Below are 15,976 nucleotides of genomic sequence, written 5' to 3'. Positions count from 1 at the left end.
CTGTTAACGATCCTAGTAGTTCTCCCGTTCCAGAGATAGAATGGTTGTTCCTGCAGTCAGGTTGTAGTCATGAGCGAGAAACATACCGGGGATAACACCCATTTCGGATACCGTACCGTCGATCGTGAAGACAAGGAAAAACTTGTCGCGAGTGTATTCCATTCAGTCGCCGGTCGTTATGACCTGATGAATGACCTTATGTCGATGGGCGTTCACAGGTTATGGAAGCGCTTTACTATTGAAATGAGTGCTGTGCGCACAGGTCAGTCAGTGCTGGATATTGCTGGTGGGACCGGTGATCTGGCGATGAAGTTTTCTGAGATGGTCGGCCCTGCCGGTCAGGTGGTGCTGGCGGATATTAATGATTCCATGCTCAAAGTGGGCAGGGATAAGCTGACGGATCATGGTGTTGCTGGAAATACCCGCTATGTTCAGGCTAACGCTGAGTGTCTGCCTTTTGCTGAAAACACCTTTGATCTGGTGACGATTGCCTTTGGTCTTCGTAATGTAACAGACAAGGATGCAGCCATTCGTTCCATGCTGAGGGTTTTGAAGCCCGGTGGTCGCCTTCTTATTCTGGAATTTTCCAAACCACGTAGCTCGCTGCTCAGCAAAGCTTATGATGCTTATTCCTTCACTGCCCTTCCTGTTATGGGCAAGCTGGTAACCAATGATTCGGAAAGCTACCGCTACCTTGCAGAGTCCATCCGGATGCACCCGGATCAGGAAACCCTGAAGGGTATGATGAATGAAGCGGGCTTTGTGAATACCAGTTATCACAATATGACCAGTGGCATTGTAGCTCTCCATAAGGGCATCAAGCCATGACTTCCTGGCTGGAGTCTATGCCCGGAGTTGCTGTGCGAACTGCTTTAGAGAAAGCAGTCGCAAAAGTTATTGAACTGGATGTTGTGACTGCCAGACGGCTGGGAGAGCTGGATGGGCAGGTGCTTCAGGTTTGCTGCACTCTTCCTGAACTGACCTTTTATATCCGTTTCCGGGAGAGTGTGCTCGATCTGCTGGCTGTTTGTGAAGAGTCTGTGACGGCAAGTCTGAAAGGCTCTGCCCTGGAGCTGTTAGGTCTGACTCTGGCTGATGACCCCATGGCTCAGCTGCAGAAGGGCGATATTGAACTGTCAGGCAGTTCTGATCTTCTATTGATGTTGGCAGGGATTCTTCGGGAATCAGATTTTGACTGGGAGGCTCTGATTGCTCGTCATACTGGTGGTGTGATTGCTCATGCCATTGGTTCGGTGGCAAGGGCAGGGGCGGAAACAACACGCCATCTCACTGATGCCATACTTGCCAACCTTCCCGAGTATCTTCAGGAGGAGTTGCGCCTGCTTCCGGCAACGGGAGAAGTTGAGGCTTTTCAGGAAGATCTGGATGATATGCGGTTGGCTGTGGACAGAGTTGAAGCCAGAATTCAGCGTTTAACTAATAAAACCGTTGTGAAGACTGGGGGACAGTAACGCGTGCACCAGTTTCTGCGCATATTTACAATTGCGGGTGTTATTGCCCGGTATCGTCTTGATAACCTGATTAATACTGACCATTTACCTTGGTATGGTCGTCTTTTCTTCAAACTTCTTCCCTGGCGTTGGCATAAACACCCTGATCCCCGTGGTGCCAGACTGCGTATGGCTTTTACCGATCTTGGGCCAATCTTTGTCAAATTTGGACAGATTCTCTCGACCCGCCGTGATCTGCTTCCTGATGATGTTGGCAATGAGCTTGCGCTATTACAGGATCAGGTTCCGCCTTTTTCCAGTGAGCAGGCCGTTGCGATTATTGAGAAAAGTCTTGGGCAGCCGGTTGATCAGCTTTTCAAGGGCTTTGAACGCGAGCCGATGGCTTCCGCCTCTGTGGCACAGGTTCATGGAGCGACCCTTCATAATGGTGATACCGTTGTTGTAAAGGTTATTCGTCCTGGTATTGAGAAGATTATCCGTAAGGATATTGCCTTACTTTATTTGCTGGCACGCCTGATTCGACTGACATCTGACGGAAGGCGCCTTCGCCCGGCTGAGGTGGTTGCCGATTATGAAAGCACCATTTTTGATGAGCTGAACCTGCAGCGGGAAGCGGCTAACGGTTCACAGCTTCGCCGAAACTTCCTCGATTCTCCCCTGCTTTATGTTCCGCGCGTGTATTGGGAGTACACTCATACCAACGTACTGGTTATGGAGCGCATCTATGGTGTTCCTGTGACTGATATGGAAGGATTGAGAAAGCAGGGGACCAATATGAAACTTCTCGCAGAGCGGGGAGTGGAAACATTTTTTACCCAGGTGTTTCGGGATAGTTTCTTTCATGCGGATATGCACCCGGGCAATATTTTTGTCTCTTTCGACAACCCGGACGACCCCAAGTATATTGGTATAGACTGCGGGATTGTTGGGTCACTCACACCAGAAGACCAAAGTTATTTGGCCCGAAACCTGCTGGCATTTTTCCGTAGAGATTATCGTCTGGTTGCCAAGCTTCATATCGACTCCGGCTGGGTGCCACCAGATACCCGTGTTAATGAGCTGGAAGGTGCTATCCGAACTGTCTGTGAACCGATCTTTGAGAAGCCTCTGGCTGAAATTTCTTTTGGAATGGTCTTGCTGAATCTGTTCCAGGTGGCACGCAGGTTTAATATGGAAGTCCAGCCTCAGCTGGTTCTGCTGCAGAAGACTCTGCTGAATATTGAAGGGCTGGGACGGCAGCTTTATCCTCAGCTCGATCTCTGGCAGACAGCTCAGCCATTTTTAGAAAAGTGGATGAAAGAGCGGGTGGCTCCTACTGGTGTGCTGAAAAGGCTGCACCACAATATGCCAGAGTTGATTGAACAGGCTCCTTTTCTGGCACATCAGGTATTGGAAGAGCTTCAGAGCATAAAACAGAGACAGGTGCAGGTTTCAGAAGATCGGAATAAATCAAACCACTGGGCTGGTCGCTTTCTTGGTGCTTTTGCACTGTTAGGGGCTGTCGCTATGGTCTATCCGGTTTTGGGGATAAATATTTCAGGTTGGGCACCGGTACTGCTGGGAATGACTGGCGGTTATCTTCTGAGTCAGTCTTTCTCCAAATCTGGAGCCTGAGAAAATTAGAGTGGGGGGAGGTATGTCTGAGAGCTGGCTAAACGAAATATCCTGGGATGCCAACGGGTTAATTCCCGCCATTGCTCAGGATGCAGAGACCGGTAAGGTGTTGATGATGGCCTGGATGAACCGTGAGTCTCTCGAAGCCACAGTTCGAGAAGGTCACGCTATTTACTGGTCTCGATCCCGGGAACGTTTATGGCGTAAAGGAGAGTCATCCGGGCATACTCAGGAACTGGTTGACCTTCGGCTGGACTGTGATGGTGATACCCTGTTGTTGAAAGTTCGCCAGCATGGCGGCATTGCCTGCCATACAGGGCGAGAGCATTGTTTTTATAAACAGTTACAAGCTGGAGATGTGAGCCGCTGGCAGTCTGTTGAACCTGTTAAGAAGTCACCCGATGACATATATCACTGATGGAGCATCATGACAGATACACATATACTCCATGAACTGGCGCAGGTTCTCGAACAGCGCAAGCAGGGTGATCCAGACAGCTCATATGTGGCGGGTCTGCACCAGAAGGGTCTGAACAAGATTCTGGAAAAGGTCGGTGAAGAAGTCACCGAAACTCTTCTGGCAGCCAAAGATGCTGAGCAGAGCGGTAATAATGATGATCTGGTGTATGAAACAGCGGATCTCTGGTTTCACTCCCTGATTATGCTTTCTCACCTGGGAACCGGGCCTGATGCAGTCCTGAATGAGTTGGCTCGTCGATTCGGGCTGTCTGGTCTGGATGAGAAAGCAGCACGTAGTAACGGTACCAAAAGCAGTTCTTGAGGTTAGAGCTGAAGGACAGAGATGATGACCGATTGTATTTTCTGCAAAATTCTGGATGGTGGTATTCCGGCAGACATCGTCTATGAAGATGGACACTGTCTGGCGTTTCGGGATATCAACCCCAAGGCTCCTGTTCACCTGCTGGTTATTCCCAGGAAGCATATTGAGAGCCTTGATGGACTTGGTGCGGAAGATAAGGAGTTGATCAGCCATATGATGTTGACGATTCCCCGTATAGCCAAACAGCAGGGGCTGGTAGAAGGCTATCGGACAATTGCCAACACAGGAAAGGGTGGTGGACAGGAAGTATTCCATCTGCACTTTCATATTCTGGGTGGTGGTGAACTTCACCCTATGTAGAGGAAGTTAATTGAGCCTTAATGAGTGCGACAGGTAGAAATACTTGTCGCCTTTTTATCGTGAGCCTGTTAAATAAGGTACTTCTTGAGAGATTTATAAAAGGGTTGTGTTATGGGTATCAGCATTCCGCAGTTATTGATTATTCTGGCTATTCTGATTCTGATCTTTGGCACCAAGCGTTTGCGCAATATTGGTGGTGACCTGGGAGGTGCCGTTAAGGGTTTCCGTAAGGCCATGAGCACTGAAGAGGAAAAAGACTCAGCCAAGGAAGAGACAAAAGAACCAGGGAAAATTGAAAACCAGGATGCCCAGTTTCAGGCTGAAGAACGTTCTGAATCTGATAAAAACAAACACTGATTTGATGGAACGTATTTGTGTTTGATATTGGCTTTCTGGAACTTCTGATCGTTGCGTTAATTGCCCTGATTGTTCTCGGACCAGAGCGTCTGCCCACAGCAATCAAAGTGACTGCTATCTGGGTCGGGCGGATTAAGCGCAGTTTCCAGAATGTTCGCAGTGAAATTGAACGAGAGTTGAATGCCGATGAGATTCGTCGGGATGTTCATAATGCAGCCGTGATGGATGAACTGAAAAAAGCACGGGAAGATCTGGAGCGTGAAGTTGGCAGTGTCCGCAGTGACCTGCAGTCCGCCACTGATGATATCAATGCTGCTGATAAACGGAATGTCCAGTCAGCTGATAATCCCAATGACAAAGGCTGAAAGGCTGCTCGAATTGATTTGATTCATAGCTCTCCCTGACAGAATATCTGATGAGTAACAATCCCAAGAGCGAAGAGACTGAAACAGAACAACCGCTGATCCAGCATCTACTGGAGCTGCGTACTCGCCTTCTCAAAGCGGTTACCTTCGTGGTTGTCATTTTCCTGGCGTTGTTTTACTTCGCTAATGATATCTATGCTTTCGTATCCCAGCCCCTGAGAGCATACCTTCCGGAAGGGGCAACCATGATAGCCACCGAGGTGGCATCGCCATTTTTGACACCTTTCAAATTGACTCTGGTGGTTGCGATCTTCCTGAGTGTGCCGTTTCTACTGCATCAGGCATGGGCCTTTATTTCCCCCGGGCTGTATCGCCATGAGAAAAGACTGGCCGTTCCGCTGCTGGTATCCAGTGTGCTGCTGTTTTACTCAGGTGTTGCCTTTGCCTATTACGTAGTGTTTCCGCTGGTGTTTGGTTTCTTTACCAGCGTAGGGCCAGAAGGGGTAGCGATGATGACCGATATTAATCGCTACCTGGATTTTGTCTTGAAGATGTTTTTTGCCTTTGGCATTGCATTTGAGATACCTGTGGCAACAGTGCTGCTGGTCGCTTCTGGTGTGACAACAGTTGCAGAGTTGAAAGCAAAGCGCCCTTATGTCGTGGTTGGATGTTTTGTGGTTGGCATGCTGTTAACGCCACCGGATGTTATCTCCCAGTCCCTGTTAGCACTGCCTATGTGGCTCCTGTTTGAGTTTGGCATCATCTTCTCACATATGGTCGAGAAGTCTGCCAAAGAGCGTAAGGAAGCTGGCCAGGGCGAATAACTGATACAACTCATAATCGAAGCCGCTGCTGATTGTTCAGGGCGGCTTTTTATTTTTCTTTTAACAGGGAAGGTACACTTCCCGTATTGATTAACGGTATGAATCTTCTATTACTTGAGCCGGAAGATATTGTTGCTCCTGGTCGGGCCATTGTAAAAGGGCGTCGTCTGACCCATGTACAGGATGTACACAAGGCAGAGATCGGCCATACCTTACGTGTTGGTGAGCTGAATGGCCTGATGGGTGAGGCAATAATTACTCGCCTTCAAAAGGATGTTTTGGAGCTAGATTTTACCCTTGATACAGAGCCTCCGTCTTCTTTGCCTGTTACGGTGTTGCTTGCACTGCCGCGCCCGAAAATGCTGAAACGCACGCTTCAGACGTTGGCTGCCATGGGTGTGAAGAAGATTGTTCTTATGAACACTTACAGGGTTGAAAAGAGCTTCTGGCAATCGCCTTGGCTAAAACCAGAAGCGGTTCGGGAACAACTGATACTGGGCCTGGAACAGGCGCGGGATACGGTTTTGCCGGAAGTCATTCTGGAAAAGCGTTTCAAACCATTCGTTGAAGATCGTCTGCCGGAAATGTCTCAGGGAATGCGTAAACTTGTTGCGCATCCAAAGACTGATGAACTCTGCCCAAGTGACATAAATGTTCCCACCGTTTTGGCAATCGGGCCTGAGGGCGGTTTTATCCCCTATGAGGTTGAACGTCTGGTTGAATATGGATTCGAGTGTGTACATCTGGGGCCGCGAATTCTGCGGGTAGAAACGGCTGTGCCGGTTTTGCTCAGCCGGTTATTTCACTAAAACCACCGCTTAGCTCATATCCTGAGGATCAATATCCACGGACCAGCGAATCTTGCGTGCCAGTGGATCCTGCTCCAGTAGAGGCAGCAGCCTGTAAAGCATATTGTGCAGGGGTTTGCGTGTCTTCGCCTGTAAATGAAGGTGATAACGCATTCTTCCTTGCCGCTTTTCCATAGGGGCTGGCATCGGTCCGAGGACTAAAACTCCTTCCGGCCCACCGAGATTATCAACTTCAATTATCTGCTTTGCCAGGTTGGCAGTATTGACTAAAAACTCTTCTGCAGGCTGGGAAAAGGTTGCCTCAGCTGAAATCAGCGCCATATAGCTGAATGGTGGCAAACCAACTGAACGTCGCTGATCCAGTAACTCTTTTGACAGATCATCATATCCCTTGTGAATCAGGGTCTGGAGCTGCTCGTTGTCTGGAGTACCAGTTTGAATAAAGACTCGACCCGGCCTGTCAGCGCGTCCGGCCCGGCCTGCAACCTGCAGGATCAACTGCCCGGTTTTTTCGGAACCGCGAAAATCTGCACTGAAAAAACCAGCGTCCGCATTCACGATTACTACAAGAGTGACTGCTGGGAAATGGTGACCTTTGGCCAGCATCTGGGTACCTACCAGGATGGCAGGGTCGCCTTTATGAATCTTATCGATGGTTTCCTGGAAAGCATGCTTTTTCCGCATACTGTCTCTGTCTATTCGCAGCACCTGAGTTTTAGGGAATAACTGGGCCAGAATTTCTTCTGTCCTTTCTGTTCCTTGCCCAACAGGACTTAGTTCAATGCTGCTGCAGTTCGGACAGCAATTGGGAATACCCTGTCGGTAGTCGCAGTGATGGCAGTGAAGGTGTGGTGGTGAGCGGTGCAGAGTCAGGTGGGCGTCACAGTTAGGACAGTCAACCAGCCAGCCACAATGATCACAGGTCAGAGTGGGCGCGTATCCTCGGCGGTTCAGGAAAACCAGTGCCTGATGTCCCTGCTGCAGGGTGTCTTTAATGGCATGAAGGCTTTCCGGTGCAATGCCTCCCTGAAGCTCCTGTCCTCTTGTATCAATCAGCTCAAGTTGAGGAGGAGTGGCCACTCCGGCTCTTTGAGAGAGCTTCAGATAGCGAAACCTGTGGGATATGCTGTTGTTTAAGGTTTCCAGGCTGGGGGTGGCACTTCCCAGTATGACCGGAATATTTTCCAGTCGCCCTCTATACAGCGCTAAGTCCCGCGAGGAGTAGCGGACACTGTCCTGCTGTTTGTAAGACAGGTCATGCTCTTCATCAACAATAATGATTCCAGGACTGTAAAGCGGAGTGAAGATGCCTGAACGGGTAGAGATAACAATACCAGCTTCACCGCGCTGGGCGGCCAGCCAGCCATTTAATCGCTCGCGATCTGTCAGCCCGGAGTGGAGTACACAGACAGGTACGTTAAACCGCTCCCTGAAACGTGCCAGTGTTTGTGGGGTCAGTCCGATTTCAGGAACCAGAAGCAAGGCTTGCTTTTGTTGTGAAAGAACATGGGCGATAGCCTGCAGGTAGACTTCGGTTTTGCCACTTCCAGTTACGCCGTGAAGTAGTGTTGCGCTGAAGCTTTGGTCTTCACAGATAACAGCTTCCAGAGCTCTTTCCTGTTCGCTATTCAGAACCAGAGGTGAAGATTTCAATAAAGGATGATGGTCGTAAAACATCTGGTACTGCGGAGCTTTTGTCAGGCTTTCAACCAAACCTCTCTTTTCCAGATTTCTTAAAAGAGGTTTTTCAAATCCAAAACTGCGCAAAGCTTCTGTGCTGATACCGTCTGGGTGTTGTCGAATCAGTTCCCAGGCTTCCTGCTGTTTTGGAGCCCTGGCTTTGGCCAGCGCTATTTCTGCCTGGTTGTCCAGGTTGGAAGCAGGTTGCCAGAAGTTATGTACTTCTTTGCCAAGGTCATAGCCTTGCCTCAGTAATGCTGGCAACGCCTGGATCAAGGTATCACCAGCCGGGTGGTGATAATAATCAGCCGTCCAGAGAGCCAGTTTCATCAGCTGCTCAGATAATACAGGGGTACTGTCTAATATCTCACTGGCAGGGCGCAGTTTGTCTGCAGGAACTTCTGACTCAATCTCAAGGCTGATTAAAACACCAACAATTTCCCTGTTTCGAAAAGGGACGCGAACGCGAAGGCCGGGAGTCAGTTTAACTGCGGGTATACTTTTTGGTGGCAGATAGTCAAACAGACGTCGAAGACTGACTGGCAGGGCTATCCGTAGAATACCGGCAGAGTGTTCAGACATGGAAGAATAAATATCAAGGAAAATGAAAAGGTAGATTACCAGAAGGCGTTGGTATCGTCTGCGAAAATAAAGTGAGTCGCCCTCATTCTGATGGGCTGGTCAGTATGGAGTCATAGTGAGTGTAGAAATCTACAGGGCAAAGCCAGAAATAAGTTTATGCTTCTGACTTGCGAGATCTTCGTTAACTTCAAGTGTTCTTTTGCATATCACCGGGTGGATCATCATCTGCATAAGGTGGATGGAGGCAATAGCTCCGACAAGAGCACCAACAAGCCCGATCATGGCTGCAGCGAAGCTGTTCACGCCATTACCAATACTGAGAGTGGACAAAACGGTAAGCCCACTTTTTTATTCAGTTTGGATGAATTCCAGATAAATGCAGCCAACTGTTCAGGTTTCTATGGCAGGGAGGTTGTGGTTCAGTTGCCCCAGGTTGGATTATTAAGGGGACTGCCAGAGCTTGCTCTGTTGCCTTAATGTCGTTGGGAATCTCCCTGAAAGAGCTCCTGCTCTAGTTGTTTTGACAAAGCTTCCGCAGAAGGCCTGTGTTCAGGCTTATAACTAAGAGAGATGAGTATAACCTCGTCTAGAGCGGGGTTAGGATTTTGCTGAATTCCATGTGCCGCCAGCTCAGTGGTGATTTTTTTTCTGAGCCCATCAGGTTTTTGTTTAACCTCGTGCAATATGACGGGCTCTTTAGAATGATTAAGACCCAGAATCTCAACATATTTTTTAGTTCTCATCATAAAGAAAATACAACCGGCTGCAAAAATATCGGCTTTGTAACTGGCCATTCCTCCAGAAACGCCCGTTAGAGTGCTTAGCCCCCAGACCCAGAAAGAAGAGAGCTGGTTTTCGGGTTCAAATAGTTCTGGTGGGGCGAATAGCAGTGTGAAAGAATGCGGGGACGCAGATTGCTGCAGGGGCCAAAATTTCTGGGAGCTGCCATAGTCTGTAATTTTGAGTTGATTGGTAGCGGTGTTTACCAGAATATTCTCCGGCTTGAGATCACTATGTATTATGCGTTGTCTGTGTAAGTAGGTAAGCCCGTTAAGAATTTGGCGTGAATAATCAGGCACCAGTCTCTGATCAAGCTCAACACCTTGGCAATAGTTCCAGGTTTGCTGGATAAGTTGCTTGGTGCCCCAGACCATTTTGGCCAGTAGGCCTTTTTCTAAAGGTAAATGTGGGTTGATTAAACGCTGGAGATTGGAATCCACACACTCCATCACAATACAGTCTTGCTTCCCGGGAACCTGGCGCTGTACTTCAACAACCGTGACAAGATTTTCATTTTGCAGATGCTTGATGCGCTGTGCCATATCAAGTTCATTGCGGTAAACTGTTGCTGGGACGTTTTTATGGTAAACTTTGCATACGCGTCCGTTGCTGGTTCTTTCTATCCTTCTATTCCCTTTGTTCCTGTCCTGACTTGTATTCTCGTGCCTAGTGTATTTATAGACAGAACCAAAGGCCCCTGATCCCATCTTTTTACAAAACCTCCAATGATCGAGACTGGCAGGCAATGCGTCTTTCTGTGGTCCCTCACCCTGTATGATTGCGTTTATCTTTTCTGAAGCTGCTACTAACATTATGTCTCCTGTAGGTTGGGCATATTGATAAGGCTTAGACAAGACAAATGAGCTTGCGTTGACAAAAAACAGTTAGCATTGATAGCTTTGCTGACAAGATAGGTATCAATCCGGATTATCCGGGTTTTGGTGTGGTTCACTATTTTTCTGAATGGTTTTGAAAGTAAGTTTGCTCCCTTTCAGCTACAGCCAGATCGCCTGTCAAATGGATAAACTTAACCAAAAGAGCCAGTGTGGGAGGCCCAGCATCAATGAATGAGCTGCCTGCCCAGTTCAGCCACTCCACAAACACCCCTTGAAGGCAGCTTGCGGCATTTCCTGGGTTGTTTTTCCCAATAGTCCTGAGATTATCAATACGGAGGCCCATGAGAATTCTCAGCGAAAACCATTCAGCCTTTCCGCAGTCGCAATCTCATTCAGAATCCCAACCCCAACCCCAACCCCAACCCCTGCCTCGGTTTTTGCCATTTTTGGGTAGGGAAATGCGAGCGCCTTTCGTCCAGCATATAAGCAAATTGAACAGATAATGACGATCATGCCCATTCCAAAGGCTGTTCCAAAATTAGTCAGCGATATCAGCTCTGTGGTTTTGAAACCTTTACTGAAACGACTGTCATGGGCCGTGGCAAAAAGGGTGTTGAACATATTGGTTACACTCATTGTGGAGCCAATATATCCAAAGGACAGCCCTAATCCTGCCAGCAGGAGGAGTGGCTCAAGAAGTTTGATATTCGATCTTCAGCTGGTGTTTCTGAGTCCAGTTGCATTTATAAACTGTCTGATTTTTAAGGTTTTTTTGGCGAGACTCATATTACATGGCCAGACCGGTGTCTGATCAATAATGACAATCACGGGTATGGTGCGTGGGATTACGGGATCTGTCTGAAAAGGACCTGCTTTGATGAGCAAGTTGATGGTTTTGCAGGTCTGATAATAATGGCAGATAAGTCGGGATAATTTCTGTCTTTTCCGGGCGGTTCCACTCTGCTAATATTCGCGCTCTTTATGTCCGGGATTTTCCTGGGTTGATTGGTATGCGGTGCTTGTTGCGCGGGTGAATGTCTGCGGGAACTGGTGGCGGCATACATATATGCTAGAGGCTGATTCGATGAAAGATGATATCCATCCTAAGTACGAAGAGATTACTGCTACCTGTTCCTGCGGTAACGTAATCAAGGTTAAATCCACTCTGTGCAAGGATATCCACCTGGACGTATGTGCCAAGTGCCATCCGTTCTACACCGGTACTCAGAAGGTTATGGATACCGGCGGTCGTATCGAACGCTTCAACAAGCGTTTCGGCGCACTCAGCACCAAGCGCTGAGAACCCTGGAAAAAAGGCACCACCCGGTGCCTTTTTTCATCGTTTAAATTCATGAATCTGACGCTCGTCAGATAGATTTCCCGTTTTTCTTCTTTATATTGTTTGCAGTTTTTCATCGAGCTGTTGAGTGGATTATTCCTTTCCGATATTCTCATCCCTCCCAGCAGGCAATAATAAAAAACCGGAAGCAATTATAATGGCTGAGGATATGAAACAAGCTGCTCTTGATTATCACGCGAATCCCAGACCCGGAAAAATCAGTGTTGAATTGACCAAGCCCGCTGAGACTTCCCGTGATCTTTCACTGGCATATAGTCCTGGAGTGGCTGAGCCAGTTCGCGAAATCGCTAAAGACCCAGAGCTCGCCTACAAATATACGGCAAAAGGCAACCTTGTTGCTGTTATCAGTAACGGTTCCGCAATTCTTGGTCTTGGAGACCTTGGGCCACTGGCCAGTAAGCCGGTAATGGAAGGTAAAGCGCTTCTGTTTAAACGTTTTGCTGGTGTTGATTCCATTGATATTGAAGTTGAATCAGAAAGCCCGCAGGCATTTATCGATACTGTGAAACGTATTGCCAATACATTTGGCGGTATCAACCTTGAAGATATTAAAGCACCTGAGTGTTTCGAGATTGAGCGCACTTTGATTGAAGAGTGCAATATTCCAATTTTCCATGATGATCAACACGGTACAGCGATTGTTACTGTGGCAGGTATGCTGAATGCTTTAGAACTGGCTGGCAAAACCATCGATAAAGCCAGAATGGTTTGTCTGGGTGCCGGTGCTGCTGCCAATGCATGCTGCAAACTGCTGATCAGCTGCGGTATGAGCCCACAGAATATTCTGATGCTTGACCGCAAGGGTGTTATTCACACCGGGCGTGATGACCTGAACCAGTACAAGGCAGCTTTTGCTGTAGAGACTGAGTGTCGTACATTGGATGATGCGATTGAGGGAGCAGACGTTTTCCTCGGGCTGTCAGGCCCTAATTTGCTGTCTCCAGAACAGTTGACCCGCATGGCCGACAAGCCAGTCGTGTTTGCCTGCTCTAACCCTGATCCTGAAATCAGCCCGGAGAAGGCGATTGAGGCACGTCCTGACGTGATAATGGCGACAGGTCGCTCGGATTACCCCAATCAGGTAAACAATGTGCTGGGCTTCCCCTTTATTTTCCGTGGTGCGCTTGATGTGAGAGCAAGTGCGATCAATGAGGAGATGAAGGTGGCTGCGGCCAATGCTATCAAGGATCTGGCCAAGGAGCCTGTGCATGCTGATGTGCTGAAAGCTTATGGCGTGGATTCAATGGAGTTTGGTCCAGACTACATTATTCCCAAACCGACTGACCCCCGCTTGCTGAGTGTGGTATCTGCGGCTGTTGCCAGGGCTGCAGTTGATACCGGTGTAGCACGTGTTGAATATCCGGTGCATTATCCTCTCAAATCTGCAAAAGATATTGTGTACTAATCGATGTTCTTTGGTTAGTTTTTGGTTGAAACCAGAAAAGAAAAACCCTGTCGTTTGACAGGGTTTTTTTATGGGAAAGGCTAAAAGCAGCTAGAAGATATCGCCGGGATTAAATGTTTCTTCCTCGGTTTCGTTCGAACTTCCCGGGTTATCTATTGGGCTGATTTTGGGTGCATCTTCTGCTCGGAAAATTTCAAAGATTGCATCCGGATCTCCAGGAGCCGCAGGCTGGCCGGTTTTCGGATCAATTTTCAGGGTGACCAAACCTTCCGGCTGGGGAACTGTGATATCCGGCTGGTTTCTCAGGGCAACCTTTATAAAGTCAATCCAGATTGGCAGGGCAGCATTCGCTCCATACTCCCAGCGACCCAGGGTGCTTGGCTGGTCAAACCCAAGCCATACTGTTGCCTGCAGGCTGGGATTGAAACCTGAGAACCAGACATCACGCTGGTCGTTAGTCGTACCTGTCTTACCTGCAAGATCGCTGCGGTTAAGTGCCTTGGCGCGACGCCCTGTTCCCCTTTGGATAACATCCTGCATCATGTCGTACATGATGTAGTTGGTGCGTTTATCCATCACTCTTGGTGCGAGCTTACGGACTACAGGGATTTCAGGCTGAGCAATATCTGCCAGCAGTTTCAACTGATCTGTTGTATCAATGTCTGTTGCATCCAGTTCAACAACGGGTTGAACCTGCTCCTGAGCCAGTTCTTCCTGTTTTTGAAAATCTTCTTCCGTGCACTCTCTGCAAGCGACAGTGGGCTCATACTCCAGAACTGTGGTGTCCAAACGGTCGATGCGCCTGATCATGTACGGTTCAACTTTGAAACCGCCATTGGCAATAACGGTATAGCCGGTCGCCAGTTCCAGTGGTGTTAAGCCGGCGCTGCCGAGTGAAAGGGACAGGTTTTCAGGCAGTTTATCCCTTGGCAGACCCAGCTGTTCCATATAGTCGAGGGTGTAGTTGACCCCGGTGCGCTGAAGCAGGCGGATTGAGACCAGGTTGCGGGAGCGATACAGTCCTTCACGAATGCGTGTTGGGCCGTAGAACTTCTGGTTGTCATTTTGTGGGCGCCAGTGACTCTCCAGCTTGTCATCATTAAATACAACCGGCGCATCATTAATCATGGTGGCTGGGTTGGCACCTTTTTGAATAGCTGCGCTGTAAACAAAGGGCTTGAATGCTGAACCAACCTGACGATTGGCCTGGGTAACACGGTTGTACTTGCTGTCGTAGAAGTTAAACCCGCCAACCATGGCCGTTATAGCGCCGTCTTCCGGTTTAATCGCAATCATGGCTGACTGCGCTTCCGGAATCTGGCTTAAGCGCCATCCTTCATCGCTTGCTCTGACGCGAATCAGATAACCGGGTTTCAATACATCTTCAGGAATCTTCGGGCTTTTCCCCTGTCTGTTTACATCTATATAAGGTTTTGCCCATTTCATTCCTTCCCAATCCAGTACTGCATTGCTGCCATCTCGGAATAGAATGCTGGCGCCCTGTTCGCTGACATCGGTGACAACAGCCGCTTGAAGCTGCCCAATTTTGGATGTGGTATTCAGTGTCTGCTGCCACTCTGCAGGGTTGGTGCTTAATTCCTGTTCTGGGCCACGGTAACCGTGCCGTTCGTCATATGCCTGCAGGCCTTTATCAATGGCAGTGTTTGCAGCACGCTGCTGTTCTGAATTGATAGAGGTGTAGACTTCGTAACCATCGGTGTAGGTATTGGCTCCGTACAGTTGAGCAACTTCCATCCGGACCGCCTCAGCAACGTAGGGTGCTTCCAGATCAATTGGCAGGCTGTGGTAGCGGGCCGTTACTGGCCTGTCGACAGCTTCGGTAAACTCAGCCTCGGTGATGTAACCAAGATCCCTCATGCGTTCCAGAATCCAATTTCGGCGTAGCAGGGAGCGTGGTGCATTGGCCAGTGGGTTATATTTGGATGGAGCCTTGGGCAGGCCGGCAATCATGGCCATCTGAGCCAGGCTCAGTTCATCAACAGACTTTCCGTAATAAACTTGGGCAGCGGCTTCGATGCCATAGGCACGGTTGCCGAGGTAGATCTTGTTCAGGTAGAGCTCGATAATCTCCGGTTTGCTCAGCTTACGCTCAATCTCCATTGCCAGAAGGATTTCATTGAACTTCCGGGAAAAGACCCGTTCCCGGGACAGGAAGAAGTTCTTTGCCACCTGCATGGTGATGGTACTGCCGCCGGACTGGATACGTCCGGTAGATACCAGCTGTACAGTTGCCCGGAGAAGACCGTTGATATCAACACCATTGTGGGAGAAGAACCGATCATCTTCCGCAGCAAGGAAAGCCTTTATCAGCGTATCCGGCACTTCTTCAATATTGACCGGGGAGCGCCTCTTTTCACCAAATTCAGCGATAAGGCTGCCATCTTCGGCATAAATTCTTAAAGGGGTCTGAAGCCGGACATCCCGCAGTGATTCAACTGATGGAAGACTCGGACTCAGATACAGGAATGCGCTGCTACCAATGAGCAAGGCCCCACATAGTACTGCAACACCACACCATAACCCGAATCGGGCTACTCTGACCGCTTTACTCATAAGAATTATTAATAAATAAACCTGTTTTGGGTGACTTTATCACGTTATTGAGTGGGCATTATACGCGAGAGGGTTATCCAGAGCACAATTGCCAGATATCACATCCGGTTCTTTAATGATGGGATAGGGGAATTTTATTCAAACAGCCATGAGAGGGAAATAACTTTTTCATCAAAC

17 protein-coding genes are annotated in these 15,976 nt (G+C 48.7%); 13 read left to right on the top strand and 4 right to left on the bottom strand.

Going from position 1 to position 15,976, the window contains the following annotated elements:
- The first annotated feature begins 69 nt into the window (after positions 1-69).
- From ubiE to M3P05_RS11755, 10 genes are all read left to right on the top strand, one after another.
- A complete protein-coding gene (gene ubiE, locus M3P05_RS11800; RefSeq protein ID WP_249699856.1) occupies positions 70-828 on the top strand; it encodes a bifunctional demethylmenaquinone methyltransferase/2-methoxy-6-polyprenyl-1,4-benzoquinol methylase UbiE in 759 nt (252 codons plus the stop codon).
- On the top strand, positions 825-1,472 hold the full coding sequence (locus M3P05_RS11795) for a ubiquinone biosynthesis accessory factor UbiJ (protein ID WP_249699855.1): 648 nt from the start codon (positions 825-827) through the stop codon (positions 1,470-1,472). The genes ubiE and M3P05_RS11795 overlap by 4 nt, the downstream gene beginning before the upstream one ends.
- A gap of 3 nt (positions 1,473-1,475) precedes the next feature.
- Complete coding sequence (gene ubiB, locus M3P05_RS11790; RefSeq protein WP_249699854.1) at positions 1,476-3,086, top strand: ubiquinone biosynthesis regulatory protein kinase UbiB; 1,611 nt, start codon at positions 1,476-1,478, stop codon at positions 3,084-3,086.
- Positions 3,087-3,108: 22 nt separating this feature from the next.
- Positions 3,109-3,504, top strand: coding sequence for a phosphoribosyl-AMP cyclohydrolase (hisI, locus tag M3P05_RS11785; RefSeq protein ID WP_249699853.1), 396 nt, complete (start codon positions 3,109-3,111; stop codon positions 3,502-3,504).
- A 9-nt stretch (positions 3,505-3,513) separates the two neighbouring features.
- On the top strand, positions 3,514-3,867 hold the full coding sequence (locus M3P05_RS11780) for a phosphoribosyl-ATP diphosphatase (protein WP_249699852.1): 354 nt from the start codon (positions 3,514-3,516) through the stop codon (positions 3,865-3,867).
- Between the two features lie 24 nt (positions 3,868-3,891).
- A complete protein-coding gene (locus tag M3P05_RS11775; RefSeq protein ID WP_249699851.1) occupies positions 3,892-4,227 on the top strand; it encodes a histidine triad nucleotide-binding protein in 336 nt (111 codons plus the stop codon).
- A gap of 111 nt (positions 4,228-4,338) precedes the next feature.
- On the top strand, positions 4,339-4,584 hold the full coding sequence (tatA, locus tag M3P05_RS11770) for a twin-arginine translocase TatA/TatE family subunit (RefSeq protein ID WP_249699850.1): 246 nt from the start codon (positions 4,339-4,341) through the stop codon (positions 4,582-4,584).
- 17 nt (positions 4,585-4,601) lie between these two features.
- Positions 4,602-4,949 (top strand): Sec-independent protein translocase protein TatB, encoded by a 348-nt coding sequence (tatB, locus tag M3P05_RS11765; protein ID WP_249699849.1) that lies wholly within the window; start codon positions 4,602-4,604, stop codon positions 4,947-4,949.
- A 50-nt stretch (positions 4,950-4,999) separates the two neighbouring features.
- Entirely contained in the window at positions 5,000-5,773 is a 774-nt protein-coding gene (gene tatC, locus M3P05_RS11760; protein ID WP_249699847.1) for a twin-arginine translocase subunit TatC, read from the top strand.
- A 98-nt stretch (positions 5,774-5,871) separates the two neighbouring features.
- Positions 5,872-6,582 carry a 16S rRNA (uracil(1498)-N(3))-methyltransferase gene (locus M3P05_RS11755; RefSeq protein WP_249699846.1) on the top strand — a complete coding sequence of 237 codons (711 nt, stop codon included), beginning with the start codon at positions 5,872-5,874 and terminating at the stop codon, positions 6,580-6,582.
- A 9-nt stretch (positions 6,583-6,591) separates the two neighbouring features.
- On the opposite strand, the gene M3P05_RS11750 is transcribed toward M3P05_RS11755, so the two are convergent.
- Positions 6,592-8,844: a primosomal protein N' gene (locus M3P05_RS11750; protein WP_249699845.1), complete on the bottom strand. Its 2,253-nt coding sequence runs from the start codon at positions 8,842-8,844 to the stop codon at positions 6,592-6,594.
- Positions 8,845-9,000: 156 nt separating this feature from the next.
- On the opposite strand from M3P05_RS11750, the gene M3P05_RS11745 reads away from it, so the two are divergent.
- The gene (locus M3P05_RS11745) at positions 9,001-9,321 is read left to right on the top strand and encodes a hypothetical protein (RefSeq protein ID WP_249699844.1); all 321 of its coding nucleotides are present in this window, start codon (positions 9,001-9,003) and stop codon (positions 9,319-9,321) included.
- Here M3P05_RS11745 and M3P05_RS11740 read toward each other — a convergent pair.
- Entirely contained in the window at positions 9,318-10,436 is a 1,119-nt protein-coding gene (locus tag M3P05_RS11740) for a protein kinase domain-containing protein (protein ID WP_249699843.1), read from the bottom strand. The genes M3P05_RS11745 and M3P05_RS11740 overlap by 4 nt on opposite strands.
- 375 nt (positions 10,437-10,811) lie before the next feature.
- A complete protein-coding gene (locus tag M3P05_RS11735) occupies positions 10,812-11,096 on the bottom strand; it encodes a hypothetical protein (RefSeq protein WP_249699842.1) in 285 nt (94 codons plus the stop codon).
- 448 nt (positions 11,097-11,544) lie between these two features.
- Between M3P05_RS11735 and rpmE the strand changes: the two genes are divergently transcribed.
- Both rpmE and M3P05_RS11725 read left to right on the top strand, forming a co-directional pair.
- Positions 11,545-11,760: a 50S ribosomal protein L31 gene (rpmE, locus tag M3P05_RS11730; protein ID WP_249699841.1), complete on the top strand. Its 216-nt coding sequence runs from the start codon at positions 11,545-11,547 to the stop codon at positions 11,758-11,760.
- A gap of 196 nt (positions 11,761-11,956) precedes the next feature.
- Complete coding sequence (locus tag M3P05_RS11725; protein WP_249699840.1) at positions 11,957-13,225, top strand: malic enzyme-like NAD(P)-binding protein; 1,269 nt, start codon at positions 11,957-11,959, stop codon at positions 13,223-13,225.
- A gap of 90 nt (positions 13,226-13,315) precedes the next feature.
- Here M3P05_RS11725 and M3P05_RS11720 read toward each other — a convergent pair whose 3' ends face one another.
- Positions 13,316-15,799, bottom strand: coding sequence for a penicillin-binding protein 1A (locus M3P05_RS11720; RefSeq protein ID WP_249699839.1), 2,484 nt, complete (start codon positions 15,797-15,799; stop codon positions 13,316-13,318).
- Positions 15,800-15,976: the final 177 nt, after the last annotated feature.

The sequence above is a fragment of the Parendozoicomonas callyspongiae genome (assembly GCF_023502345.1).
In the GTDB taxonomy this organism is placed as follows: Bacteria; Pseudomonadota; Gammaproteobacteria; order Pseudomonadales; family Endozoicomonadaceae; genus Sansalvadorimonas; species Sansalvadorimonas callyspongiae.
The sequence above is the reverse complement of the archived record's forward strand: the minus strand, read 5'-3'. Positions and strand labels throughout refer to the sequence as shown.

Excerpts from the sequence above, each read along its gene's own strand:
- ubiE (WP_249699856.1), top strand. The coding sequence starts at position 70 with ATGAGCGAGAAACATACCGGGGATAACACCCATTTCGGATACCGTACC.
- M3P05_RS11795 (WP_249699855.1), top strand. The coding sequence starts at position 825 with ATGACTTCCTGGCTGGAGTCTATGCCCGGAGTTGCTGTGCGAACTGCT.
- hisI (WP_249699853.1), top strand. The coding sequence starts at position 3,109 with ATGTCTGAGAGCTGGCTAAACGAAATATCCTGGGATGCCAACGGGTTA.
- M3P05_RS11780 (WP_249699852.1), top strand. The coding sequence starts at position 3,514 with ATGACAGATACACATATACTCCATGAACTGGCGCAGGTTCTCGAACAG.
- M3P05_RS11775 (WP_249699851.1), top strand. The coding sequence starts at position 3,892 with ATGACCGATTGTATTTTCTGCAAAATTCTGGATGGTGGTATTCCGGCA.
- tatA (WP_249699850.1), top strand. The coding sequence starts at position 4,339 with ATGGGTATCAGCATTCCGCAGTTATTGATTATTCTGGCTATTCTGATT.
- tatC (WP_249699847.1), top strand. The coding sequence starts at position 5,000 with ATGAGTAACAATCCCAAGAGCGAAGAGACTGAAACAGAACAACCGCTG.
- M3P05_RS11755 (WP_249699846.1), top strand. The coding sequence starts at position 5,872 with ATGAATCTTCTATTACTTGAGCCGGAAGATATTGTTGCTCCTGGTCGG.
- M3P05_RS11750 (WP_249699845.1), bottom strand. The coding sequence starts at position 8,844 with ATGTCTGAACACTCTGCCGGTATTCTACGGATAGCCCTGCCAGTCAGT.
- M3P05_RS11745 (WP_249699844.1), top strand. The coding sequence starts at position 9,001 with ATGCTTCTGACTTGCGAGATCTTCGTTAACTTCAAGTGTTCTTTTGCA.
- M3P05_RS11740 (WP_249699843.1), bottom strand. The coding sequence starts at position 10,436 with ATGTTAGTAGCAGCTTCAGAAAAGATAAACGCAATCATACAGGGTGAG.
- M3P05_RS11735 (WP_249699842.1), bottom strand. The coding sequence starts at position 11,096 with ATGAGTGTAACCAATATGTTCAACACCCTTTTTGCCACGGCCCATGAC.
- rpmE (WP_249699841.1), top strand. The coding sequence starts at position 11,545 with ATGAAAGATGATATCCATCCTAAGTACGAAGAGATTACTGCTACCTGT.
- M3P05_RS11725 (WP_249699840.1), top strand. The coding sequence starts at position 11,957 with ATGGCTGAGGATATGAAACAAGCTGCTCTTGATTATCACGCGAATCCC.
- M3P05_RS11720 (WP_249699839.1), bottom strand. The coding sequence starts at position 15,799 with ATGAGTAAAGCGGTCAGAGTAGCCCGATTCGGGTTATGGTGTGGTGTT.